Here is a 25,239-nt window from a genome sequence, read left to right on the forward strand (position 1 = left end):
CTGAACGACATCCTCGGCTTCTGCCCTATCCAGGGTGATTCTGAGCGCCAATCGAAAGAGTTTGTCCTTCAACGGCAAAATATCGTTTCGGAAGCTGATTTCTTGCATCTCTATAATAATGACGGGCTAGGATTCGAAAAGTTACAGTCGCCCACTACTTTTTTTTGAATTATTTTTTTATCCGGGTTCCTCCGTTGCCGTTAATCGCTGATGCTAAGGTAATTATCACTTCAGACACCCCAGCATTTATTGCTTCAAAAGAATTCTCCAGTTTCGGAATCATACCTCCTTGAATAACGCCATCGGCTACGTATTGTTCAAATTCTGCACGGGTAATCTGAGGAATTACACTATCGTCATCATTCTCATCACGCAGTACACCTTTTTTCTCGAAACAGTACACCAATGTCACATCAAACAGGCCCGACAAAGCTTTTGCCGTCTCTCCGGCAATAGTATCCGCATTCGTATTCAGCATATTCCCTTGTCCGTCGTGTGTCAACGGAGCCATAACCGGCACCACACCTTTGTATATCAAGTCAGACAACAGAGAAGCATCCACCTTCTCCACATCGCCGACGAAACCGTAATCAACTTCTTTCACCGGACGTTTCACCGAACGTATCACGTTCATATCCGCTCCGGTCAATCCCAGCGCGTTGACACCATACGCCTGCAACCCGGCAACAATATTCTTATTCACCAAACCGCCATACACCATTGTCACTACCCTCAACGTTTCCGCATCAGTAATCCGGCGGCCATTGACCATTTTGCTTTCAATTCCCAGTTGTGCGGCTATCTTTGTAGCCGAACGGCCTCCGCCGTGCACCAGCACCTTATGTCCTTCAATAGCGGCAAAGTCGTTTAACAACTGACGAAGGGTGGCTTCCTCTTCTACGATTTTGCCACCCACCTTAATTACAGTTAGTTTTTCTCTCATTTTTATTCTAAATACGTATATCCATAAAGTCCCGAACGGTAGTTGGAAAGGAATTCTTTTCCTTCTTCCAAAGAGATTTTGCCTTCCTTTACTGATTTCGTCACCCAAGTTTCGAGCGTACGAACCAACTTCTTCGGATTATACTGCACGTAGTCCAATACTTCCGCCACCGTTTCTCCGTCAATAATCTGTTCGATATTATATCCTTTCTCGTTCACAGAGACATGCACTGCATTCGTATCACCGAACAAGTTGTGCATATCCCCCAAAATCTCCTGATAAGCACCTACCAGGAAAACAGCTACATAATAAGGTTCTGTTTTCTTCAGGCTATGTACAGGCAGATAATGAGCTACATTACGGGTAGAGATAAAGTTCGCAATCTTACCGTCGGAGTCACAGGTAATATCCTGCAAAGTAGCCGAGCGGTCCGGTTTTTCATCCAGCCGTTGAATAGGCATAATCGGGAATATCTGGTCTATCGCCCAGGAATCCGGCAACGATTGGAACAGTGAGAAGTTACAGAAATATTTATCCGCAAGCAGCTTGGACAATCCTCGGAATTCGTCAGGCGCATGTTTCAGGCCTTCGGCAATCTGATTAATCTCACGTGTGATCGACCAGTACAGGCGTTCAATCTGTGCACGGGTTTTCAAGTCGACAATTCCGTGACTGAACAAATCCAACGCTTCCTCACGAATCTGTTGCGCATCATGCCATGCCTCCAACATTTTATTCTGATTCAACGAATCCCAAATGCCATATAATTCCTGCACCAGTTCATGTGCGTCCGGAGCGATTACTTCTTCATCATCCCATTCGGGTAAAGTGGCAGTCTCCAACACTTCAAAGATAAGCACAGAGTGGTGTGCAGTCAATGCGCGTCCGCTTTCGGTAATAATATTCGGGTGGGGGATACCATTCTTATCGCTGACATCCACCAATGTAGAAATCGAGTCATTCACATATTCCTGAATAGAATAGTTCACGCTGCCTTCGCTGTTGGACGACCGGGTTCCGTCGTAATCAACTCCCAGTCCGCCGCCGATATCCACAAATTCCACTTTGAACCCCATAGCATGAAGTTGGACATAAAACTGTGAAGCCTCACGCAAGGCGGTCTTGATGCGACGGATCTTCGTCACCTGACTGCCGATATGGAAGTGAATCAGTTTCAGGCAATCTTTCAATCCCTTGCTTTCCATGAAATCGAGTGCTTCGAGCAACTCACTGGAAGTCAGCCCGAATTTGCTGGCATCGCCACCCGATTCTTCCCATTTTCCGCTACCGGAAGAAGCCAGTTTAATACGAATACCAATATTAGGTTGCACATTCAACTGCTTCGCCATTTTTGCAATCAGTTTCAGCTCATTCATCTTCTCCACAACAAGGAAGATACGTTTACCCATTTTCTGGGCAAGCAAAGCCAGTTCAATGTAACTCTCGTCTTTATAGCCGTTACATACAATCAATGAGTCAGAATCCGTATTAACAGCAATCACAGCATGCAGTTCAGGTTTAGAACCCGCCTCCAGTCCGAGATTGAATTTCTTTCCGTGGCTGATAATCTCCTCCACCACAGGGCGCATCTGGTTGACCTTAATCGGATAGATAATAAAGTTCTCCGCCTTATAACCGTATTCTTCGGCTGCCTGTTTAAAGCAGGACGACATCTTTTCAATACGATTATCCAGAATATCCGGAAAACGCACCAACGTGGGAGCCGCTACATCTCTCAGTTGTAACTCGTCGACCAACTCTTTCAAATCAACAGCTACCCCATCTCTACGCGGTGTAACAACAACATGACCTTTGTCATTAATACCAAAGTACGAGGTTCCCCAACCTGTAATGTTGTAGAGTTCCTCAGAATCTTCAATACGCCACTTTCTCATTTTTCTGTAATTCAGTGTTTTTAGTAAATAATTGGACGGCAAAAATACAGATTTATCTACATGTTGCCAATTAATTAGACATTATTTCTTTCAGTCGGTCCATATATCCGCTGTTTCCGTTACGGGCGTCATAGCGCTGTGCCAGTTCTTCAGCCTGCTGATAGAAATACCGGCGTAATTCGCTGACAGAGTAAACCCCGTCCGCGCGGTAAAGAGGGAACTCCTCCGGCAAAGCCAGATGAACCTCCGGACGCATCTCATACTTCAAGGCCTCCACCATATCACAGGAGAAACGATATTTCTTCAACGTATTGGTACGCAGGCTCCAGTCAATGCACCGTTCGGCATACTCCCAGCCGCGCTCCGGATTCGTCATCAAATAATAAGCGATAAACAGCCCCATATAGAGCAACAGATACTCGTCCTTCTCTCTTCCGGCCAACGCTTCTTCGGCACGTGTACACATATCGGCGGCAATATCCGGCTTACCCGCTTTTTGTGCATAATAAGCAAGCTTCAGGTAAGCACGCAGGTTAGCTTCATAGCAAGTCACCTGTTTGTTAATCAATGGCTGCGCCCGGCTATAAGCCTCATCAAATTTTCCCGTTTCCAGATAATAATCCAACATAAAGTTCAGTTCACAAGCCTCACACGACTGGTCGTCCATTTTCTCCGCCAGCATCTTATCAATATATTCCTTTGCCTTGTCATACTGCCTCATCCATGTGCATTCCACCGACCAGCGCTGATAATAACTCCGCAAAGAATATCCGTTCCGCAAGATACGGGTCTTATAATCCTCCCCTACGGCTTCCACCTGTTCCATTGGAATCTCCGGAATATCAAAAGTCGAAGACCATATCCATTTATACTTCCACAGCAGATCATCCTCCTTGATCACATCCTTATGATTCTCATAATCATCCAGAATCTTAGAGAACACGGCAATCTCCTCAGTGTCCGCCGAGAGAAGGTTCAGTTCATAAATGAGGTCCAGCCTCATTTCCGTTGCCCATTCCACATCTTCGTTTTCATCAGCGATGCGGATAGCCTCTTTCAACAAATTAGCTTTCTCACGGGGATGCAGGTTTTTATTCTGTGCCTGCAACAGCAGTTTTTGTATTTCAAGTGTGTATTTCATACGCTTTCTTAATTCAGGAAATTTATAAAATCATTCATTTTAGCAGTCATCAATTCACTGAGCGAGTGGTTGAAAAGTTCCATTTCCTCACTGTTCACAGGATACTTACCCTGAAGGAGTGACTGTACATATAATATATGTACCACATGCTGAAACATTTTATTATCTCCCTGTATTTGCAGTAAAGTGCGGACCATTTCATTATCCGCATTAAATGTCAGCGTCGGAGGTATCTGCCTGGTCGTATTGACAGTCCCCAACACAGCCGCTAACGGATTATTGGTACTCTTGGTCGTACTCTCTTTCTCCTCTGCCACAAATATCACCGGAATATCCACCGGAGTAAAGTGCTTCAACCGGCAGACGCAGCCAAAACGCTTTAACAACTCGTTCGCCTTCGCCTCAAAAGCCCGGAACTCTTTTTTGGCTTCTACCTCCCCAAACTGTTCCAGTAATCTCGAAGGGGATATTTCATCCAAAGTCAGTTCCGGATTCAGGCGGGCATACTTTTTCAACAACGTTTCATCAAACGTATAAGCGGCATTAACCACCAACCTTCCTTGTGCTCCGGCAATACGGCGTACCTGCCTGAAATCCTCCAGATTCCTGGTATAACAGATCACATTGTCCGTCGAACGGATACTCCCGAAGCTCCGTACCCCCTTATTCGTCTCAAAAGGAAGATAATCCATAAACAAACGAAGCAACTCATTATCTTCCGAAGCAATCGCCTTGATGTGAAAATGATGCACGTCCAGTATCTTATTAAACATAGCCCGGTTGTTCTGCACCAGTCCCCGCAAATACTCCTTGATAGCCATACCTATCTCCTTGCGGGCATCCTTCAGCAAATCATTGCTTACCAGAGACTCGCGTGAAGCGGTAGACAACAACCCATCCGCATTCACCAGACAACGGATAAAGAAAGCCCACTGCGGCAACAGGTTACAATCATCCTCACTCAACAGCATACGCTTCAAATACACTTTGTGAGAGTTACGCACAGAGAACTGCGTCCGGAAAGGCAACACATAAAGCACTCCCTCCACCCGGCCGCTTTCAGTCCGTATCCGAAAAACATCAAGCGCAGATGATTGAAAAACTTTCGCCCCGTAATCAAGGAGTTCCTTGCGGGTTGCCTTCGGGTCAAGCCATACAGGCGAAGGCGTATTCACCAACTCTTCCTCATCCTGATGATGCAGATAGACAGGATATGGCAACACCTCTCCATAGCCGACCAATATCTTCTTAAATGTATCATATTCAAAAAGATGCATCCAGTCATTCTTGGGATGCAATACCACCTGCGAGCCGATAGGACGTTCTTCGGCGGGTGACGTCAGTTCATACGTACCGTCCACCTTACCACACCAACAGACAGCCTGCCCACCCATTGCCGACCGGCTCTCCACCTTGATCTCATCCGTCACTACAAAACAAGACAGCAAACCAATACCAAACCTTCCGATAAAGTCATCCGCATCGGGCGTATCCCGTTTCGAGCTTTCCCCGATAACGGTAAGGAAACGATATACCTCCTCCTCTTTCAGCCCGATTCCATTGTCGCGGAATATCACCGTTTTGTCATCATTCAGAAAGACATCAATACGTCCTGCATAATTCTCGTCAATATTGCGCAAAGCTGTAATAGCATCCACACAGTTCTGCAACAACTCACGGACAAAGGTATTCGGATTACTATAAATATGCTCTGACAACAAGGCAATCATTCCTTTGAGATTGACTTGAAACAGATTATTCCCTTCTTTCTCCATGCCTACTTACTATTTTCTCCTCCTTCCGGTGATCTTAAGGGCCTTTTCGTTACCATTTTCAGCAGCCTTCTCGAACCACTCCATTGCTATATCATCGTTTTCTTCCACACCATTTCCCGTCAGGTAAGCGTTTCCTAGTTCAAATTGAGCCTTATCATTATTCTTTTCGGCAGCTTTCAACAGCCATTGCACAGCCGCTTCCGGGTCAGGCGTACAGCCTTCGCCATACATTTGCATCTTACCCAGATAATATGCGGCACCGATATTCTCATTACCGGCTGCATCCGTAAACCAACGGTAAGCCTCCGCATAATTCTGCTTCACACCCACTCCGTTGTAATAGCAAAGCCCGGTACGATACATACTCGTCACATTACCGTTATCCGCAGCCAGTGTATAATATTTAAAGGCTTCCGTCTCATTATCCTCTACACCGATACCCATTTCGTAACAGATACCCAGTCCTTCGTTATACCATTCGTATTCGGCAGCCTTCTTAAAGTAAGCAAACGCCTTTTCCGACTCGTTCAGACTATCATAATCATACAAATAATAATCCCCCATGCGCAGCATCGCCATAGGAATCTCATTCGCAACAGCCTTTTCGTACCATTCCACGGCTTTCTTGTTATCTTCCAAACAAGGACCGCACCCGAAGAAATAATAATCTCCCATTTTAAACTGGGCGTAACCATAATCCTGTTCCGCTGCCCGTGTCATATATTCCACAGCCTTTTGCGGGTTTTCCTCCACACCGTTACCGTTCTCATAAGCCAGCCCCAATTCAGTCAGACAGCGGGATTCGTTCTTCTCTGCCCCCTTTCCGAACCACTCGAGTGCCTTGTCCCAGTCCTCCTCCGTACCGATTCCCTGTTTGTAACAACGTCCCAGAGCAAAGATTCCTTCATTTTCATCCGCCATGGCAGCTTTTGTATACCAGGCAAATGCCTCCTCCGGCTTCGCCTCACCCAATACAGCTTTTTCCAGATAAAGACCTATGCGGAACATTGCATAAGGATAGCCTTCCTGTGCCGCTTTTTCACAGAGTTCAAAAGCCTTCTCATAGCTTCTTTCCACTCCGTTGCCATTCTCGTATAAGAATGACAGTTCTACCAATGCAAAACATGAACCCATTCCGGCCGCTTTCTCGTAATATTCTCTCGACTTCACCGCATCCGTCACACCGCTATATCCGTTAGCCAAGTAAAGCGCTGCACGGCAGTATCCGTCCACATTATCCAGTTCAGCTGCTTTCTCGTAATATTCCATAGCTTTCACATAATCCGGTTCTTCAGACAGAAAGCCACGTTCATACATCCAACCCAAACGATAGGCCGCATTTCCCGAACCCAGTTCGAGCGCCTTTTCCAGCAACTGTTTTGCACGACTCATGTCTTCTTCCACCAGATCACCGTTGAAATATACATTCGCCAGTCCTTCGATACCTTCTATATAATCACCTTCCACACAACGTTCGAGACACATCAGCCCACGTTCCACATTCTTATAATCATCATTGTACAAGTAAATCAATGCCAACTCATACGCACTATACAACTCGCAATAAAGCATTCCCTTCTCCAGCCATTCTATTGCTTTAGGCAGATCAAGCCATTCCTCCTCCTGATAATTGTATCCCAGGAAGTTGGCGGCAGACCATACTCCGGCATGCCAGGCTTTCTCCCAAATTTCGAAAGCCAGTTCTTTCGGTTTACCCAGTTCGGGATAACGGAAATAAAGAGTAGCGAGATTTTTCAGACTATATAGATTGGGAACGATTTCCAAAGACTTTTCATAACAGGCAGCTTCCTCGGCTATCTTGCCTTCTCCCCTGTCGAGTGCGTCTCCCATTGCCGCATACACATGAGCACGCAAACGGTCGCCTTCGGGCAGTTCGGCAAGCAAATCCTGCCGTATCTGCAACGCTTTCTCCTTGTTGCCCGTAAACTCTTCGGCAAAAGCGCGATAATGTTTCCCCCAAAGAATAGCTTCGGGTGAAGAAAGAGCCGCAAAACGTCGTTCTCCTTCTTCCTTATCCTGCTCACAATAAAACCCCATATACCGCCAATAGGCAACAGTCGCTTCCGCTTCACCCCAGCCCATATCGGCAGCCTTCTCGTAGCAAGGGAACAAATAGCTCATATCCCGCTTTCCATAGCGGGCCTCGGAGTACTGTGCACCTTTCTGCGCCCAGCCTGCTCCGCTGAACACAGCCACACGTTCGCACACCTGCATCACCTTCTCCCACCAGAACTCATATTCTTCTTCGCTGAGATCGACTTCGACATTACAGTCGAATGCACTGAATATCAATTCAAAGAAACCTTCCGTCAGTTTCTCATCCTCCCGGGTGTCCAACGCATATTCGCATACAGCCAATGCTTCCCACCAGTTATCAGCATTTAATAATGAAGTAGATGTATATTTCGGAAACCATGCCGCAGCAGGTTTCCCAGAGGCTTTAATCCCGGCGGACAACTCCTCGAATTTCTCTTTCAAAGTTCCCATAACAGTCTCTTTATCTTCTTTCTTGTGTTAATAGTCAATAGAAAAATCTCGTAACGAGCGCCAAGGTACAAATATTGACTGAATGAACAAAAAAGAGAACCCAAAAAGATAAAGAGCAGATAAAAAGAAAAGGGAGAAACCATGTGGTTGACATGACTCGTGAAAGTAAAATAGCTTATAGTCCCAACAATTCCTGCAATCGTTGCACGGCTGTTTCGATCTGCCAGCGATCTTCCAGTTCGTCGGCATTGAAAATATATTGCGCCTGCGTGTAGAAAGGAGCCCGTTGTTCCAGTGCCCGGATGATAAACGCTTTCAATTCATCATCCTCTTTTCCCTGAAGTATGGGACGCTGTTGCTTGGCGATACGCAACCGTCTGAACAACACATCGGGATGAACATCCAGAAATACCGTCTTCCCCACCCGGTTCATAAATTCCATATTATCAAAAAAACAAGGCGCTCCCCCCCCCGTAGAGATTACCACATTCTCGAACTCGGCCACCTCATGGAGCATATTCCTCTCCAATTCCCGGAATCCGGTTTCACCACGTTCGGTAAACAGCTCTCCAACAGTTTTGTGAAAACGCTCCTCAATATACCAATCGAGATCAACGAACGGTACATTCATCTTACGGGCAAATGCCTTACCCAATGTCGTTTTTCCGGCACCCATATAGCCGGTAAGGAAGATACGAACCATAAATGACTAATTTTGCTCACAAAATTAGTCATTTTATTAAAATCCAAGTATTAAAAACGAAGTTATTTGAATACCCTCACCCGTTCTTCGAGCGGTTGAAACTCTTTTTCACCCGGTTTAGTCACAGGAAGTCCGAACGGCATTTCCGCAATCAGATGCCAATGTCCGGGCAGATTCCATGCACGACGCACCTCGTCGTCAATCAACGGATTATAGTGTTGCAGTGACGCTCCGAAACCGACATCTTCCAGCATGACCCATATAGCCAGCTGATGCATGGCCGAAGTTTGCAGCGACCAGCCGGGGAAGTTATCCTGATAGGATGGGAAAGCCTCCTGAAGTCCTTTCACTACCTTTTGGTCTTCAAAGAAAAGCACAGTCCCATATCCGCAAGCGAACGAGTTATCTATTTTTTCTTCCGTCTTTACGAAAGCCTCCGCGGGCACAATTTTCTTCAACGCATCTTTCACAATCTTCCACAGTTTCTTGTGTGATTCCCCTAACAAAAGTACCACCCGCGTAGACTGCGAATTAAATGCAGACGGCACGTGGCGTACGGTCATATTGACGATACACTCAATCTCCTGATCCGGGATAGGCGACTGATTAGTAATTGAATAGTAAGTCCGGCGATGTTTCAAAGCTTCACTAAAAGATCTTTCCATAATAGCTCCTTTCTAAATGTTATATTCTTAAACTCTCTTATTTTTATAACAAGTAGCTCTGTTGACTTGTTCAGTTAGAGAATATATTTGTACCTTCGCGCTGTCAATATACAGACATCAATTCATTGTAAAAAGGAAAAATGGCTAAACAGAAATTCTACGTTGTATGGGAAGGCGTGACGCCCGGGGTTTACACATCCTGGACGGACTGCCAGCTTCAAATCAAAGGATACGAAGGCGCCAAATACAAATCATTCGACACCCGCGAAGAAGCGGAACGCGCACTGGCCACCTCCCCTTACGCCTATATCGGAAAAAACGCCAAGAAGAAAAGCGAGAAAGTTTCTTCGGAAACATTGCCCGCCTGCGTGATTGACAACAGTCTGGCGGTGGACGCTGCCTGCAGCGGCAACCCCGGTCCTATGGAATATCGCGGAGTCCACATAGCCAGCCGCCAGGAAGTCTTCCACTTTGGCCCGACGAAGGGAACGAATAATATCGGCGAATTCCTCGCTATCGTACACGGACTGGCTTTGCTGAAACAGAAGGGATTCGATATGCCCATTTACAGTGACAGCGTCAATGCAATCAGTTGGGTGCGGCAAAAGAAATGTAAGACCAAGCTTCCGCGTACCGCAGAAACAGAGGAACTGTTCAAACTGATAGAACGTGCGGAGAAATGGCTTCGGGAAAACACATACACCACCCGTATTCTGAAATGGGAAACCAAAGAATGGGGAGAGATTCCGGCAGATTTTGGCAGAAAATAAGACAAAAAGACCAAACACCCCAAAATATATTTTTATCTTTGAACCCAAGATAGATTTTTGTATCCAAACACATCAATAAATGTATGAAAAATAAGCAATTTATTATTTTAGCGGTCGTTTGCGTCGTTACTCTTCTCCCTTTTATGGGATTAACGGATTTCCATACCAAAGGGGAACCCCGCGAAGCAATCGTTGCATACTCCATGATTGAAACCGGTAACTGGACGCTTCCCGTCAACAACGGCGGGGACATCGCCTACAAGCCGCCCTTGTTTCACTGGTGTATTGCCGCCCTTTCCTCTATTGCCGGGAAAGTAACGGAATACACTTCACGTATGCCCTCTGCATTGGCACTGATAGCTATGGTGTTAGGCGGATTCTTATTCTACGCCAAACGCAGGGGAGCTTCAGTCGCCCTCTTTATGGGCTTAATTACCCTGTCTAATTTTGAAGTCCACCGTGCCGGTATGAACTGCCGCGTTGACATGATGCTGACCGCTTTTATCGTACTCGCGCTCTACCAACTCTACCGTTGGTGTGAGAAAGGGCAAAAAGGATTCCCCTGGATAGCCACCTTGTTTATGGGATGTGCCACACTAACCAAAGGTCCCGTAGGTATCCTCCTGCCTTGCATGGTCACCGGGGTCTTTCTGCTGATCCGGGGTACCAGTTTCTTCAAAGCCTTTTTCTCGATGGCGCTGGTAGCCATTACGTCCTGTATCCTGCCCGCCCTTTGGTACATCGCTGCCTACCAACAGGGAGGAGATAATTTCATCTCACTGGTTATGGAGGAGAATTTCGGTCGTTTCATGGGAAAAATGAGCTACGAATCCCATGAGAATCCTGCTTACTACAATATCATTACAGTCGTATCCGGCTATGCCCCTTACACATTGTTGGTTCTGCTTTCCTTATTCAGCCTTACATACGGGAAAATAACCGGAAAACCCCGCGAATGGTGGCAGAGGTTCACAACATATATCCGCGAAATGGACAGCACCCGCTTGTTCTCTTTATTGAGCATTGTTCTCATTTTCGTTTTTTACTGCATCCCAAAGAGCAAGCGCAGTGTTTACCTGTTACCCATTTATCCGTTCATCGCCTATTTCCTTGCTGAATATATCATGTATCTGGTCCGGAAAAACTCAAAAGCAGTTAAGATATACGGCGGATTTCTCTCCGTCGCCGCTATTCTTCTCCTTGTCACATTTATAGCCGTGCGGTTAGGATTAGTGCCCGACAGTATTTTCCACGGAAGACACGCCGCCGAGAATATAGCCTTCATGAACGCGTTGGCAAATATCTCACTCAACGCAGGCCACATCATCGTCATCTGCCTGCCATTAATTGCAGCCATCTATTTCTTCCGGACAATCGGGAAAAAAGAACCGGGAATGAACGTAGTGTATGCCACTCTTTTCGTTACATTCTCGCTTTTCATGTCATTGGATGGTGCTTACCAGCCCGCCATACTGAACACCAAATCGGACAAAGGAATGGCGGAAGATATCCGGGAAATAGCTTCGGGCAGCAAGATCTATTCTTATGTAGCTGTCGATATGCTCCGTTTCTACACGGTCAATTTCTATCACAACGACCAGATAGGATTGTTTGAAAAGGATATGCCGGCCGAAGGCTATCTATTGGTAGGACGACGCGATTTTGAAGGTTTCAAGCCCAAATATGAATCCGAATATACTTTTGAAGAAGTATATCAGAGCACGAAAAGAGGATGTGACATCCGTGACATTATTTACCTGTATCGTTTCAAGAGAAAATAGCCATAGGATCAGCATAGAATAACAGAAAAAGAAGTAAACCCGTTACAGGTTTACTTCTTTTTCTATCAGATAACGCGGACGGCGTTTCACCTCCTTATATATTTTACCGATATATTCACCGACCACTCCGACGGCAGTCAGGATAGCGCCGCCGATAAACCAGACAGAAATGAGTAGCGAAGTCCAGCCTCGGATTACGTCTCCGCCAATAAACTCCACCAAAGCATAGATAATGGCCAGGAAAGAAACCAGCATAAAGATAAGCCCGGATGTGGTAATCAGGCGTAATGGTTTGACAGAGAAAGAAGTGATTCCGTCCAGGGCGAAGTTCAACATCTTCGTGAACGGATATTTCGATTCACCGGCAAAACGTTCTTTGCGGTCGTAATAGACAGAAGCGGTAGGATATCCGAGCATACACACCATGCCCCGGAGGAAAAGATTACGTTCGGGGAAAGACACCAATGCCTTCAGGGAGCGCTTGCTCATCAGACGGAAATCCGCATGATTGTAAACAATCTCCCCGCCCATTGTCCGCATCAGTTTGTAGAACATCTGCGCGGTATGTTTCTTGAAGAACGTGTCCGTTTTACGTTCCCGCCGTACACCGAACACCACATCGGCCCCCTGATTATAATAATCCACCATTTCCACAATAGCATTCACATCATCCTGCAAATCAGCGTCGATAGATACAGCCGCATCATAATCGCCGGCCGCCACAAAATCCAATCCCGCCCAGAGAGCCTGCTGATGCCCGACATTATGCGCCAGTTTCAAGCCTGCCACACACCTATGAGATTCAGACAATTGCTCTATCAGTTTCCAGGTAGTATCCTTGCTTCCGTCGTCCACATACAAAATCTTTCCTTCGGCCACCTTCCCTTCCTGCTCCATTCGGGCAAGCACATCAGATAGCTGACGAGTCGTTTCTTTCAATACTTCTTCCTCATTATAACAAGGAACTACAATCACAAGTCTCACGCCGTTCATAGCTTTTTATGTTTAAAGACAAACCGAACAAATAAGAAATTCACAGGAATCGCTATCGCAAACACCGGCACAGGTGCCCATGCTTTAGAAACTCCCAGATAGAGGAATACATTCAACAGAATGATATGCAACAAATAATTAACCAGATGCGCCCCTCCCATACCAACCAACTTTTTCCATGACGGAGTGGTTCCGAACGTAAAATAAGAAGTCAGATAGAAGTTGACAATAAAACTGATTACATATCCCGTCGTATAGGCTACATTGACGTTGATAAAAGATTGCAGGAAATAATAAATCCCATAATGCAATGCCGTAGCCAGCACGCCGACCACGCCAAAACGTATAAACTCTTTCACCAACGGCTTTGTTTTCATAAAGCACTTACTTCTTGACGGATACTTTATCTAATGTCTTGTGTTCTTTTACCAGGGATTCCGTACTTTGCAGCATAGAGAAGCAATAATCCTTCAAGTTCCGGAAAGCCTCCTCATCAGTACCAGTGGCAGCGTGGAGCTTACCTTCCTCCAGTTTGTACTTGAATTCCTGTTGGCTGTCCGGCGAATAGATAAACATATTCACCGAGTCTCTTGCCCCGATCAGATTATCCGCCGTAAAGAACATACAAGGACGTTCTTCTTCCAACAGATTGACACCGAAATTGTTTTGCAGGTAACTTATGTTAAGCAGCCCCAACAACGTAGGAGATACATCCACCTGCCCACCAAAACCGTCGTATACCCCCGGCTTGATATCTTTCCCGTAAATCATCAGAGGGATATGGTTATAAGACTGGGGCATTTCACATTCAGGTGTTCCCACCATTTTGCCATGATCGCCCAGAAAAACGAAAATCGTATTGTCAAACCACGGCTGTTTTTCCGCAGCCTGCATAAACTGCCGGATAGACCAGTCGGCATATTCTACAATCTGTTCTTCGAGCACATCACTATGCGGGTGAAAATAGGGCGGAATCACATAAGGGGGATGATTGCTGATAGACAGCAATACGCTGAAGAACGGATTCCCCGTCCCGGCCCTTTCATTCAAAATAGGAAGTGCATACTGATACATGAAGTCATCCTGCACACCGAAGCTGTTCACTACTTTTTCCGAAGGATAATTCTCCTGAGCGTAGATTTCGTCGAAGCCGTTCGTGCGAAGGAAAGCATTCATATTGTCGTACTGCGATTCGTGAGTCATAAAGAACAGGTTACAGTATCCGTTCTCCTGCAATACGGTAGGCAGTCCCGAATAGACAGGAATCACAGAACCTTTCATGGCATTCCGTTTCATGATAGCCGGAAAAGAATAAAGCGTGGAATAAATACCATGATTGGTATGAATACCGGAGGAGTAGAAATGACTGAAACTCAAAGATTGCTGATAAAGGCTATCCAGATAGGGAGTCAGTTTCTTATCCGATCCAAAAGTCCCCATTAGATTGGCGGACATAGACTCCATAAAGACCAGAACTACGTTCCTGCGATTAGGCGTACCTTCCCGTTCTACTTTCCGTGCGATCGGAGACAACCGGTCAATTCCTTGCCTATGCAAATATTTCTGTACTTTTGATAAAGCGTCTTCCTCAGACATCAGATGCAGAGTCCGGTTTTCTTCCCGGTTATCATCCAGTGTACTTGTCAGCAGATTAAAGACGGGATTCACTCCCAACTGATTCAGGAACGGGTCTTCACAATAATATGCCTGACTTACTTTTATCGGGTTATATCCCATACGCCCACGAATGCCGAACAGGCAAAGCCCGATACAAATTGCACCTGCTACCAACACAGCTACCCGGCTCAACAGACTTATCTGTAGTGCAGCCCTTTCTGCCCTACGATAGAAATAGGATGTAAGGGAAGAAGCTCCCCAAACAAATACCACGATAGACAGGAGTCCGAGGAATATCGGAAAATAGTAAGAAGACTCCCCAAACATCAGACCAGCTGTTGTACCGCCATAGCCGAACCAATTATAAATAGAAGAATTAATCGTTTTGAAGAAATATTCAAAATATGGAATATTGGCAGCAGCGATAACAAAAGATACCGAATAAAAACAACTAAAATAAACCGTTGTAAACCTAAACAGCCATTTAGCGGTGTAGTTACAAAGAGCGGCTATCCACAAAACAGCCAGAGGGAGCAACAGGATATAACAAGCTATTACATTGTCAAACCAGAGTCCGCGGAGGAAAGCACCGGACTGCAAAAGAACATCTCCCTTTATTTCTGCCGGGAATTGATAGTCAATGGAACAGAACAGTGTGAACCGGAAAATAAAGAAAATGAAGAGAGCTGCCACGTGTATGGATAACAGATATAAGAGGTAGCACTCAAAACGTTTTATAGAGATTCCTTTCATTAGATTCAACTTAAAAAAGTTCCATTATAATTATTCCGTTACAGTTGCTGCATATCGTGTAAGCGTTTGTAATATCCGTTCAGTTCAATGAGTTCCTCATGCTTGCCGCGTTCTACAATCTCTCCCTCATAGAGCACGCAGATTTCATCCGCATTCTTAATAGTAGAAAGACGGTGAGCAATGGCAATCGTTGTACGCGTCTTCATCAAACGCTCCAACGCTTCCTGTACCAGACGTTCCGATTCGGTATCCAGTGCCGAAGTAGCCTCATCCAGAATCAGAATCGGCGGGTTCTTCAAGATAGCACGGGCAATACTGATACGCTGACGCTGACCACCGGACAACTTACCGCCCCGGTCACCGATATTCATATTATATCCCTCCGGCTTCTCCATGATAAAATCGTGTGCATTCGCAATCTTGGCAGCTTCTATCACTTGCTCCATTGTTGCATTTTCCACACCAAAAGCGATGTTGTTGAAGAATGTGTCATTAAACAAGATTGCTTCCTGATTCACGTTACCGATCAAACTGCGCAAATCGGCAATACGAACATCACGTATACTGGTTCCGTCGATTGTGATATCTCCTTCCTGCACATCGTGATAGCGTGGCAGCAAATCCACCAACGTCGATTTACCCGAGCCCGACTGTCCTACCAGTGCGATCGTCTGACCTTTAGGAACTGTCAGGTTCACATGCTTCAACACTTCCCGTTTACCGTCATAACTGAAAGTGATATCCTTAAACTCAATTTTGTCATTCAGTCCCTTCAACGGTTTCGGATTCGAAATTTCTTTGATCTTATTCTCAGCTTTCAGAATCTTGTCTACACGCTCCATTGAAGCCAGACCTTTCGGGATGTTGTATCCTGCCTTCGCAAAATCTTTCAACGGATTGATTACGCTATACAAGATCACCATATAAAAGATAAATGTCGGAGCGTCAATCGATGCGTTTTGTCCCAGAATCAATGTACCGCCGAACCATAACACAGCTACAATCAGAATCGTTCCTAAGAACTCACTCATAGGATGCGCCATAGCCTGACGTATGGCAACCTTATTTGTCGCGTCACGAAGTTCGTTGCTGCATTTGGTGAAACGGTTAATCATTTTGTCTTCCGCAATAAAAGCTTTGATAATGCGCAAGCCACCCAACGTTTCTTCCAGTTGCGACATCGTATCGCTCCACTTGCTCTGCGCCTCCAAAGACTGGCGTTTCAGTTTTCGTCCTACCACACCCATCAGCCAGCCCATTCCCGGCAACACAACGATCGTAAAGAGAGTCAACTGCCAGCTGGTGATGACCAGTGTCGCAAAATACAGAATAATCATAATCGGACTCTTCATCAACATATCCAACGAGCTGGTAATGGAGTTTTCCACTTCACCCACGTCCCCGCTCATACGAGCGATAATATCTCCTTTTCTCTCTTCCGAGAAGAATGACATCGGCAGACGCATCACCTTGGCATACACCATAATACGGATATCACGCACCACTCCTGTACGCAACGGAATCATTACAGCCGAAGAAGCGAAATAACAACCGGTTTTAAACAATGTCATAATCATCAGGAACAGTCCCAAAAAGATAAGCGCCATAGTAGGTCCATTATCTATTATCATCTGACTGATATAATAATAGAAGTTATTCTTAGCAACATCGGCCAAATCACCACTTCCCCATTCCATAAAATGATAGACCTTATCAGCCCCTTCCGTCTTGAACAGGATACTCAGAATAGGAATCAAAAAAGTGAATGAAAACACATTGAATACAGCAGATAAAATATTCAGCAAAACAGCCCAGCCGATATACTTCTTATAAGGCGACACAAAACGTCGCATCAATTGTAGAAATTCCTTCATTACTTGCCATTAAATAAGTTAAGACCGCAAAGATACAATAAAACCGATTAACAGACAGCAGTTTCACCGAATTATTAACGCGATTTATCGAAAAGAGCTTGTAAGAAAGCGATCATATATCCGACAAACTCTCATTTCCCGAGTCATAAAGTCTTCCTTCCGGCAAGTCTTTCGCAATTGCCCTGTATCTCTTTTTGAGCGACAGCCACCACATGATAATAAACTCCGCGCGTTTTCCTGTACGATTTCACTCCCAACCGTTGCAGAATACGTCCGAAATAGTTCACCTGACCGGAAGAGAATTTCATTTTACTCGCCTTTTGTATCCGTTGCAATATATCGGCAGCAAGTATCCACTCTCCTTCTTCCTCATCGTCCGCAACGCGGTAATACACAAGAAACAGCTGTTCGATAAGCGGTGACTGTTCAAACTCCTGATTGGCTTCCGTCATAATGGCTTCTTCCTTTTCGTCAAACCAATACCGTTCATTGTGATAGAGCGCCGCCATTGCCTGCGCATAAAGCTGTTCATAATCAACAGGACGAACCACATCAATCACTCCCGTAACCTCCACACCTATATAACGACGACTGCCGGAAGTATCTGTCAGCAAATCCTTATGATTGCTTGTTCCGATGAAAGAAGCGTAACGGCGAAGTTCTTCTACCGCCGAAGCATTCGGGCGCCGTGTATTAACGACCGGCTTTTGCATGATATGTTTAAGGAAAGGCTGCTGATTGATACCTATCTGGTCAAACTCATCCATATTAATCAGCAAAAAACGATTCAGATACAACTCCGCATCCCGTTTCCGGCTAAAGTCAATGCTATCCGTATAGTACGCCTGCAAACACGGCGGTAGAATCAGGCGGCAAAACGTAGATTTCCTGTAAGCCTGCGGACCGACTAATATAGGCGAAGTGCTGTTTGCATGATTTTTACCCAGTCCACGCCAATGAGCTATCATGCTGAGAAACCAACGACGGAACAACTGTGCCCAATGGGGATTATTGCAAGGAACCCGCTTTGCCAGATCTCCGATGTGATCTTTGCCGTCCCAACGGGGGAGATCATAAAGGAACTCTTCAATAGGCTGATAAACCGGTACATGATCTGAGTTCAGATAACGCACCACGTCTTTGTCCCACAATTTAAGCCCTTCGTATTGCGCATTCATGGTAATACTTGCCATCAGCCTTTTATTTACCGGACGAAAATAAAAATCAAAACTGTTCCGTTGCCGGCATTCCACTTGCGAGGTCAACTGATTGAAACGAAACTCATAACGACGTTTCATAAACTCATCCATTTGCATCACAAACAGTTGTTCCGGCAGCAGACTGCTTTTATCCGCAAACCCTTTACAAGTGCGATATACATTCTGCACTGTCTCACGGATCAGAAATTCATCATCCGGCAAGCGGTAATGGGCACGAGTCCACCGCACTGTATCCTCTGCGGGAATACCGGCACGAAAACAATGTCCGGCCAGACAAACCAGCAAGGAATGTATATCATCTCCCGGCTGATAGCCATGCTGCTCATCCAAAGCCCGCGCAAAAGCCGCCTCAAAAAGTACGGAAAGAGCTTTATAACTCTCATATCCCGGTACAAGCCGTTGCAAAGGCGAGGTTTCCGCCTTCACCTGTTCGCGATAGGTCGTTTCTCCCGGCATAGCCATAGGCTGTTTCATATAGACAGGCATCGCTTCGGGATTAAAATACAGTTCGGGGTCGAAGGTCAGACGACAATATTGTTCCAGTGAAGGTTCTTTCAAGTCGATATCGAAAGGAAGCTGCGGTTGATAAAATTTCACGGCGAGCCGGTAAGCGTGCGCATGGAAAAGTTCCGCTTGCTCACGGTTGCCCGGCAAAAGATCGTCAGGATAAGTAAAGCGTACCCATATCTTTACCGACTTTCCGGAAGAACCGGTAAAAGCAAGATAGGTCTGCGGAAACTCCTTCACACGTTCTTTCACCTCATCCGCTTCCATAGGTCCGGAGAGATTGTTCACTTGAAGCATCACCACTCCGTTGTACTCGTCCATTGTCATTACCCCATTCTTACGGACAAAGGCAGCCGCAGGAAGCAACTTCGGCACTTTCTGTACATAGTCATTTTTATCTCCCGGAAATATATAAGGCAGGACTTCTCTCATTCCTGAGACGAGTTGTGCTTTAGTTTCCACTTTCATTTGCTCCACGAGCTGTTCGATTTTCAACGTCCGCAAAGTGTTCACTCTGCCGTCGTCTCTAATTTGTGTTATTCTCATTACTTATTTAGTTTGTCCTGCATGTTTGTGTAGGGCGATTATTACCGGAGACAAAAGTACTGTAAATATTCCATACAAACAAATTTTAAAAGCGCTGGTTCTTCTTTCTACCAGAAAAGATTTTTCAATTTCATTTCTCATATTCTCATACTTTTCAGTTAAAGTGTAGTCAATCAAATAGATGTACTATGAGAAATACTTTTTCAAACAGGCATTTCTCATAGTTTATTCCACATTTCGGCTCAAAATTCGGGTATTTCTCATTGTTTTTCAGAGTATTTCTCATAGTCAGCACAACTCTGTTTGCCTAATGCCGGATAACCTTATCCAATATGAAATTAAACTATTATTTACGTATAAACAACTAAGCATTTACTTGTTTTCCGCCCAATATTGTTGTATCTTTGAAGGAACATTCCAACCGTTCCACTCCAGTGCACAGGCCTGTCTACTCCAGTAAAAAGTTCTGTCTACTGAAGTGCAAAGAGCCGTCTACCGGAGTGGAACGATAGAAGCATCGGTAGGAAAAGAAAGGAATGAAGGCAAGATATAGCAACAGCCTAAGTAACATAATACATAAATCACCATTAAATTGAAACAGCAATGGCAATACAATTCGAGTTTTATAAGAATCCCCAACCGGAAAAAGAAGGGGAAGAACCAAGCTACCACCCTCGCGTAGTTAATTTTCAACATGTCACTACTCAGCGACTAGCAAAAGAAATCCACATGGCAACTACTTTCGGAAAAGCAGAAGTAGAGGCAATGTTAATGGAACTGAGCAGATGCATGGGCAATCATCTGCGCGAAGGAGAAAGAGTGCATCTGGACGGGATCGGGTATTTTCAAATCACGTTGCAAGCCGCCGAACCCATACACTCACTTACTACCCGTGCCGACAAAGTGAAACTAAAATCCATCAACTTCCAGGCCGACAGAGACTTGAAAAGTTTGTGTATGACCACACACCTGCGACGTTCGAAATATAAACCGCATTCCGCCTCTCTTTCAGAAGAAGAAATTGACCGGAAACTCACGGAATATTTTGCAACGCATCCTGTCTTGACTCGTACTAATATGCAGTCTCTTTGCAGCTTCACTCAAAGTATGGCCAGCCGGCAAATACGCAGGCTAAAGGCAGAAGGTAAGCTGCAAAATATCGGGAAGCCTACGCAACCTATCTATGTTGCAGGGACGGGATACTATGAGAAATGAGCAAAATCAGGGTCGTTTTGCAAAAAAACTATGAGAAATACAAGTTCCTAAAAGTATTTCTCATAGTCTACTTCACTAATTATCTGCGATTTATAGCGAGCTTATGAGAATATGAGAAATGAAAATCAAAAATACGCGTCAGAGGATCGAGCTAATATAGAAAACCAACAACCCAAATAGGCAACTTACACCTGTAAGGTGTTTCTATCCCATCAGCTAAAATATAGGAATCAGGCACATCCGCTATCTGATTATACGTTTTACCTTCACCGCCAACTTCCAAAGTATATTTCCCATTAACTTTAAAATCTCCTGTCTTCTTTCCATATTCTATTTCATGATCACAAGAAAGTTGATTCACTACAAAAGTTTCACGTGCTGTTCCTATTTTCACAGGATGAGAAGCCAAAGCATACAACAGATTAGGATTATCCAAATAAATCTTATCCGGCTTTTGCATCTTCTTGACAGATAATAAATCCGCATATAAGAGATGCAGTAGTTTTGCTTTTTCCAGACTATTCAGGTATTCTATAACCGTGTTACGATGAATACCGATAGTTGTCGCCAATTTGGATATATCCACTTCAAAAGGAACAGAGGACGCAAGAATACCCAACAAGGCTTTTATCTTACGCACATTACCCACATCAATTCCACACAACTGAGGTAATTCCGTTTCTACAATAAAATTAACAACCTGTTCTATGCTTGTGTAATAGTCTATCTGATTTTTCAAATAAAACGGATAATATCCATACTGCAAATATTCTCTAAAAAGAGGCAAAGGACGACACACTTTGTTCACCTCCGAGCAGATATTTCCAGGAGAAGTCAGAACCTCTTCCAAAGTACATATAGGTAAATCCAACTGTTTATAAAACAATAAAAATTCCCGAAAGGAAAGTCCCTGCATTTCATAAGGGATACAACGCCGGGATAAGTCAGCGTCAGCATTCAATATATTAAGTAAAGAGGATGCACTGAACACAACTTTCAAATCGGGATACATATCATATACTTCTTTTATCTCCTTGCTCCAAGTCGGATATTTATGTACCTCGTCCAAGAAGAGATGCTTCCCTCCATTTTTCACAAACACATCCACCAACTCCAACAAAGTATGATTGGAGAAATAAACAGAGTCCAGCGTACAATAGAGCACTTCCCTGCTATAAACCTCATAATGCTGCTTCATATACTGCAACATTAAAGTAGTCTTTCCCACTCCACGAGGCCCTTTAATAGCAACCAACTGGGCATCCCAATTGATCTGATACATCAATGTCCTTATTATCTCGGTTGATGTCAACGACAACAAACGATCTTGTTTCGCAAAAAGAGTTTCCATAAATTTCTATATCTTAGTACTTTCAAATACAAAGATAACCATTTGCTGTTTGAAAACAGCATTTTCCGCTACTTTTTGCTGTTTGAAAACAGCAAACGAAAATTATTTCAATTTTAATCACCGGCACGTACCTCACGAACGAATTTCTGAATTTCAAAGGGAGATTCCACTTTATCCACGCTTGCATAATAAGGAAGCAGAAAACAGACAAAACCTTCTTCCACTTCACGATTAGGAAAACCCAAACGGTAAATACCCAATTCTTCATCATATCTCTTAATAGTAAGGTATCCACTCTGATAAAGCACCGGACATCAAGATTATCGTATAACTCCTGTTCGCTGACACCACAAATATCTATCTACTTATTCCACATTGATATGTCATCCAGGTTATTCAAATCACTGAATACGCTAACTTTGCCGAACTTGGTAACCCCCGTCAACATAGTAAACAATACAACCATCCTAGCTTTTCAATGCGCCATAGAAAGCTTCTAATGTATTACGGAAACTTTTTTGCAAGGCATCATCACCAATAGCCTGTAGCATCGGTTTATCATACTCTTCCACAAGAATGACCACACGCTGCCCTTCCTGTCGACAAGCACGCTTGATAATACCCTCAAAACGCATCGCTAAGGATTTTCCCGAAGACTCCGCGCCATACATCTTCTCCCATTCTACTAACGCTCCGTTCAGCTTATTCTCCAAACTCTCCGGAATATCATATTTCTCTGTATTAAGATCAAGATGTAATACCGGATATTTTACCCAGTCTTTTTCCAACTTCTCCATAGCCAATCCAACAAATAGTTCACGCTTTCCTTGGAAATAGGCTTCAAGCGTAGAAATAAGCAAGCTTTTGCCAAAACGACCCGGACGGCTAAAAAATAGTAATTCCCAGTTTTTACCAATTGATGGATTAATGCTGTTTTATCAATATAAAAATAACCTTCCTAGCGATTTTTTTCGAAGTTCTGCACGCTGATAGGATAAATTTTACTGCCCATATTTCACTCTGTTTAAGTTCACGCCATACAAATATACATAGAAATATCTGAAATAGATGCAAATTCTACCAAAACTGCCTGACAGAGGTATAAGACATGTAACAACATCTAATATTATCTACTCAAGAAAAGCAAATTCAGTAAAATATAATTGAAAAATCATGTTTATAAACATCCGCTTTATTTTGATATTTATGGATATTATTTTTACTTTAGGCAATTATAAATCCTAAAAAATAATATTATGAAAAAGATTCATTGGTTATTTGGCTTATTATTATCAATTTGCTATTCATGTTCAGAACTTGACGACTTCTCTGTCGAATCAACTTCTGAATCTCTGTCGACTCCAACGACTAGGTATGCTGGAGATGAAAAATATGACGTATTAGGCTATGGTTATGATGTAACAGGTGAATACTTGCATCCTTTATCCGTCCGGAATCCCGTTCTGAATATAGCAAAGTACGAACAAGAGCATTTCGATCGGCTGCAATATAACACTTCTTCCTATGGCTTTGATCAAATGTATTATGGATATTCTGCCTCTGATTACACAAAAGATATTACAAAAGAAACAAAAGTTACTACTAATATGAGTTATGGTAACGAAAAGGTGGATACTGTTCCCTATTTTTCAGGTAACATAACCAGTAATAATTATTTAAAAACAGAGTACGCTTATTCTGATAAATATTCATTTGCAAGCGTAGATGCCGTTAGAAATCGGAAACATATTTGGATTAACGACGAAATTAGTCTCCTCTCTAAGTATTTATCAGAAAGTTTTAAAGCAGATTTAGAAAGGCTATCTCCAAGCAGAATAGTAGAAAGATATGGGACTCATGTATTAACAGATTTCATTATCGGAGGACGTTACAAACTAGTGTACAGATCTGTTATTACACATTCAAAAGATGCAACTCATAAAAAGAAGACTGTAGCATCCGGATTTAAGGCAGCGTTGTTCGGTATTGGTTTTTCCTTGAATATCTCAAGAACTATTCAAACAGATGAATCACTAGTTAAAGATAATCAGAATAAAGAACTTTTTGTTCAATTCTATGGTGGAAACGGTACAAGTTTGAGATACGATTTAGAGAAAGGAATGCCAACAGGAGTAGATGTGCAGAGTTGGGAGAATAGCATAAATTTAGGCAATAGCTGTCTAAATGAAATAATGTGGGAGGAAACTTATCCGATTTATGACTTTATTTCTGATCCAGTAAAAAAGGAAGAAATAAAGCAAGCTGTCATACAATATATAGAAAATTCAAAAATTAATGAACTCAATTTACTTCCATTGTATACTTATTTATTAAAAGGTGATATATCAGACCATCTCGTCACAACACATCCTGCAATAGAAGAGTATTGGCCGGAATATGAGTTTGATCAAATAGAAGGATACATTTTAAAGAAACAGTTACCAGGAACAATTCCATTATATGAATATTACACCGATGCAGGCACAAATCATTATGCTACAGTTGTTTCTGATTTTGACAAAACATATCCCTTTTATGAGAAGAAAGGAATTATGGGTTATGTTTATCAAAACACAACAATGGAAACAGTTCCCTTATATGAATATTTCAGCGATGAATTGAATGATCATTATGCATCAACGATACCTAACATACCAACCCTTTTTCCAGGCTGGAGACGTGTTAATGTAGGTAATAATGGATATGTATATCCTCCTAATTAAAAATTAACTTGAAGCCAGGCACTAAAAAGCAATAAAAGAGGCTGTCTCAAAATAGAAAAATGAGGCAGCCTTACTTATAATCTGTAAGTTGAAGTATAAGAATCCCCTTATTTTAGCCTTATTTCCTTAATAAGAAAGGGCAAAATAAGGGGATTTTTCTAAAGAGATTTCAATCTATAAGTTTTTCGTTCTTGAAATTCTATTTTGAGACAGCCTCTTTCTATTTACACAATCTTATAGATAGTCCCATTTATTAGAA

General features: G+C 43.6%; 17 protein-coding genes and 2 pseudogenes. 4 read left to right on the top strand and 15 right to left on the bottom strand.

The features are described from left to right. The 8 genes and pseudogenes from BHV72_RS17815 to BHV72_RS17850 all read right to left on the bottom strand — a co-directional run. Positions 1-108, bottom strand: a pseudogene (locus BHV72_RS17815) (RNA polymerase subunit sigma-70); the annotation flags it as partial. Between the two features lie 61 nt (positions 109-169). Beyond that, positions 170-943: an acetylglutamate kinase gene (argB, locus tag BHV72_RS17820; RefSeq protein ID WP_005679215.1), complete on the bottom strand. Its 774-nt coding sequence runs from the start codon at positions 941-943 to the stop codon at positions 170-172. A gap of 2 nt (positions 944-945) precedes the next feature. Continuing rightward, positions 946-2,838 carry a biosynthetic arginine decarboxylase gene (speA, locus tag BHV72_RS17825; protein ID WP_005679213.1) on the bottom strand — a complete coding sequence of 631 codons (1,893 nt, stop codon included), beginning with the start codon at positions 2,836-2,838 and terminating at the stop codon, positions 946-948. A gap of 70 nt (positions 2,839-2,908) precedes the next feature. Then, a complete protein-coding gene (locus BHV72_RS17830; protein WP_005682410.1) occupies positions 2,909-3,979 on the bottom strand; it encodes a hypothetical protein in 1,071 nt (356 codons plus the stop codon). Between the two features lie 8 nt (positions 3,980-3,987). Next, positions 3,988-5,754 (bottom strand): HSP90 family protein, encoded by a 1,767-nt coding sequence (locus BHV72_RS17835; protein ID WP_286857274.1) that lies wholly within the window; start codon positions 5,752-5,754, stop codon positions 3,988-3,990. Between the two features lie 9 nt (positions 5,755-5,763). Continuing rightward, positions 5,764-8,262: a tetratricopeptide repeat protein gene (locus tag BHV72_RS17840; protein ID WP_055170045.1), complete on the bottom strand. Its 2,499-nt coding sequence runs from the start codon at positions 8,260-8,262 to the stop codon at positions 5,764-5,766. A gap of 175 nt (positions 8,263-8,437) precedes the next feature. Further along, entirely contained in the window at positions 8,438-8,965 is a 528-nt protein-coding gene (locus tag BHV72_RS17845; RefSeq protein WP_005677038.1) for a shikimate kinase, read from the bottom strand. Positions 8,966-9,027: 62 nt separating this feature from the next. Continuing rightward, positions 9,028-9,630, bottom strand: coding sequence for a nitroreductase family protein (locus BHV72_RS17850; RefSeq protein WP_022041888.1), 603 nt, complete (start codon positions 9,628-9,630; stop codon positions 9,028-9,030). A gap of 140 nt (positions 9,631-9,770) precedes the next feature. On the opposite strand from BHV72_RS17850, the gene BHV72_RS17855 reads away from it, so the two are divergent. Both BHV72_RS17855 and BHV72_RS17860 read left to right on the top strand, forming a co-directional pair. After that, a complete protein-coding gene (locus BHV72_RS17855; RefSeq protein WP_005677036.1) occupies positions 9,771-10,400 on the top strand; it encodes a ribonuclease H1 domain-containing protein in 630 nt (209 codons plus the stop codon). Between the two features lie 83 nt (positions 10,401-10,483). Next, positions 10,484-12,181 (top strand): ArnT family glycosyltransferase, encoded by a 1,698-nt coding sequence (locus BHV72_RS17860; protein WP_122295653.1) that lies wholly within the window; start codon positions 10,484-10,486, stop codon positions 12,179-12,181. A gap of 42 nt (positions 12,182-12,223) precedes the next feature. Here BHV72_RS17860 and BHV72_RS17865 read toward each other — a convergent pair whose 3' ends face one another. From BHV72_RS17865 to BHV72_RS17885, 5 genes are all read right to left on the bottom strand, one after another. Then, a complete protein-coding gene (locus tag BHV72_RS17865) occupies positions 12,224-13,174 on the bottom strand; it encodes a glycosyltransferase family 2 protein (RefSeq protein ID WP_286857278.1) in 951 nt (316 codons plus the stop codon). Beyond that, positions 13,171-13,551, bottom strand: a complete 381-nt coding sequence (locus BHV72_RS17870) for a GtrA family protein (protein ID WP_005677032.1) — start codon at positions 13,549-13,551, stop codon at positions 13,171-13,173. Before BHV72_RS17870 ends, BHV72_RS17865 begins: the two co-directional genes overlap by 4 nt. Before the next feature lie 7 nt (positions 13,552-13,558). Further along, a complete protein-coding gene (locus tag BHV72_RS17875; protein ID WP_286857281.1) occupies positions 13,559-15,544 on the bottom strand; it encodes an LTA synthase family protein in 1,986 nt (661 codons plus the stop codon). A 38-nt stretch (positions 15,545-15,582) separates the two neighbouring features. Continuing rightward, positions 15,583-17,418, bottom strand: coding sequence for an ABC transporter ATP-binding protein (locus tag BHV72_RS17880; protein ID WP_005677029.1), 1,836 nt, complete (start codon positions 17,416-17,418; stop codon positions 15,583-15,585). 143 nt (positions 17,419-17,561) lie between these two features. After that, positions 17,562-19,691, bottom strand: a complete 2,130-nt coding sequence (locus tag BHV72_RS17885; protein WP_055256144.1) for a BT4734/BF3469 family protein — start codon at positions 19,689-19,691, stop codon at positions 17,562-17,564. Between the two features lie 603 nt (positions 19,692-20,294). Between BHV72_RS17885 and BHV72_RS17890 the strand changes: the two genes are divergently transcribed. Next, positions 20,295-20,906: an HU family DNA-binding protein gene (locus BHV72_RS17890; protein WP_055170038.1), complete on the top strand. Its 612-nt coding sequence runs from the start codon at positions 20,295-20,297 to the stop codon at positions 20,904-20,906. A gap of 151 nt (positions 20,907-21,057) precedes the next feature. Here BHV72_RS17890 and BHV72_RS17895 read toward each other — a convergent pair whose 3' ends face one another. Then, on the bottom strand, positions 21,058-22,257 hold the full coding sequence (locus BHV72_RS17895) for an ATP-binding protein (protein ID WP_022041882.1): 1,200 nt from the start codon (positions 22,255-22,257) through the stop codon (positions 21,058-21,060). Positions 22,258-22,373: 116 nt separating this feature from the next. Further along, a pseudogene (locus BHV72_RS17900) lies at positions 22,374-23,269 on the bottom strand (ATP-binding protein); the annotation flags it as partial. Between the two features lie 244 nt (positions 23,270-23,513). On the opposite strand from BHV72_RS17900, the gene BHV72_RS17905 reads away from it, so the two are divergent. Beyond that, positions 23,514-24,980, top strand: coding sequence for an MAC/perforin domain-containing protein (locus BHV72_RS17905; RefSeq protein WP_022041880.1), 1,467 nt, complete (start codon positions 23,514-23,516; stop codon positions 24,978-24,980). The last annotated feature ends 259 nt before the right edge of the window (positions 24,981-25,239 follow it).

This window comes from Bacteroides sp. 43_46 (genome assembly GCF_001915455.1).
GTDB lineage: Bacteria > Bacteroidota > Bacteroidia > Bacteroidales > Bacteroidaceae > Bacteroides > Bacteroides caccae.

What these genes read in the sequence shown, in the direction of transcription:
- argB (WP_005679215.1), bottom strand. Translation starts at nt 943, where the DNA reads ATGAGAGAAAAACTAACTGTAATTAAGGTGGGTGGCAAAATCGTAGAA.
- speA (WP_005679213.1), bottom strand. Translation starts at nt 2,838, where the DNA reads ATGAGAAAGTGGCGTATTGAAGATTCTGAGGAACTCTACAACATTACA.
- BHV72_RS17830 (WP_005682410.1), bottom strand. Translation starts at nt 3,979, where the DNA reads ATGAAATACACACTTGAAATACAAAAACTGCTGTTGCAGGCACAGAAT.
- BHV72_RS17835 (WP_286857274.1), bottom strand. Translation starts at nt 5,754, where the DNA reads ATGGAGAAAGAAGGGAATAATCTGTTTCAAGTCAATCTCAAAGGAATG.
- BHV72_RS17840 (WP_055170045.1), bottom strand. Translation starts at nt 8,262, where the DNA reads ATGGGAACTTTGAAAGAGAAATTCGAGGAGTTGTCCGCCGGGATTAAA.
- BHV72_RS17845 (WP_005677038.1), bottom strand. Translation starts at nt 8,965, where the DNA reads ATGGTTCGTATCTTCCTTACCGGCTATATGGGTGCCGGAAAAACGACA.
- BHV72_RS17850 (WP_022041888.1), bottom strand. Translation starts at nt 9,630, where the DNA reads ATGGAAAGATCTTTTAGTGAAGCTTTGAAACATCGCCGGACTTACTAT.
- BHV72_RS17855 (WP_005677036.1), top strand. Translation starts at nt 9,771, where the DNA reads ATGGCTAAACAGAAATTCTACGTTGTATGGGAAGGCGTGACGCCCGGG.
- BHV72_RS17860 (WP_122295653.1), top strand. Translation starts at nt 10,484, where the DNA reads ATGAAAAATAAGCAATTTATTATTTTAGCGGTCGTTTGCGTCGTTACT.
- BHV72_RS17865 (WP_286857278.1), bottom strand. Translation starts at nt 13,174, where the DNA reads ATGAACGGCGTGAGACTTGTGATTGTAGTTCCTTGTTATAATGAGGAA.
- BHV72_RS17870 (WP_005677032.1), bottom strand. Translation starts at nt 13,551, where the DNA reads ATGAAAACAAAGCCGTTGGTGAAAGAGTTTATACGTTTTGGCGTGGTC.
- BHV72_RS17875 (WP_286857281.1), bottom strand. Translation starts at nt 15,544, where the DNA reads ATGAAAGGAATCTCTATAAAACGTTTTGAGTGCTACCTCTTATATCTG.
- BHV72_RS17880 (WP_005677029.1), bottom strand. Translation starts at nt 17,418, where the DNA reads ATGAAGGAATTTCTACAATTGATGCGACGTTTTGTGTCGCCTTATAAG.
- BHV72_RS17885 (WP_055256144.1), bottom strand. Translation starts at nt 19,691, where the DNA reads ATGAGAATAACACAAATTAGAGACGACGGCAGAGTGAACACTTTGCGG.
- BHV72_RS17890 (WP_055170038.1), top strand. Translation starts at nt 20,295, where the DNA reads ATGGCAATACAATTCGAGTTTTATAAGAATCCCCAACCGGAAAAAGAA.
- BHV72_RS17895 (WP_022041882.1), bottom strand. Translation starts at nt 22,257, where the DNA reads ATGGAAACTCTTTTTGCGAAACAAGATCGTTTGTTGTCGTTGACATCA.
- BHV72_RS17905 (WP_022041880.1), top strand. Translation starts at nt 23,514, where the DNA reads ATGAAAAAGATTCATTGGTTATTTGGCTTATTATTATCAATTTGCTAT.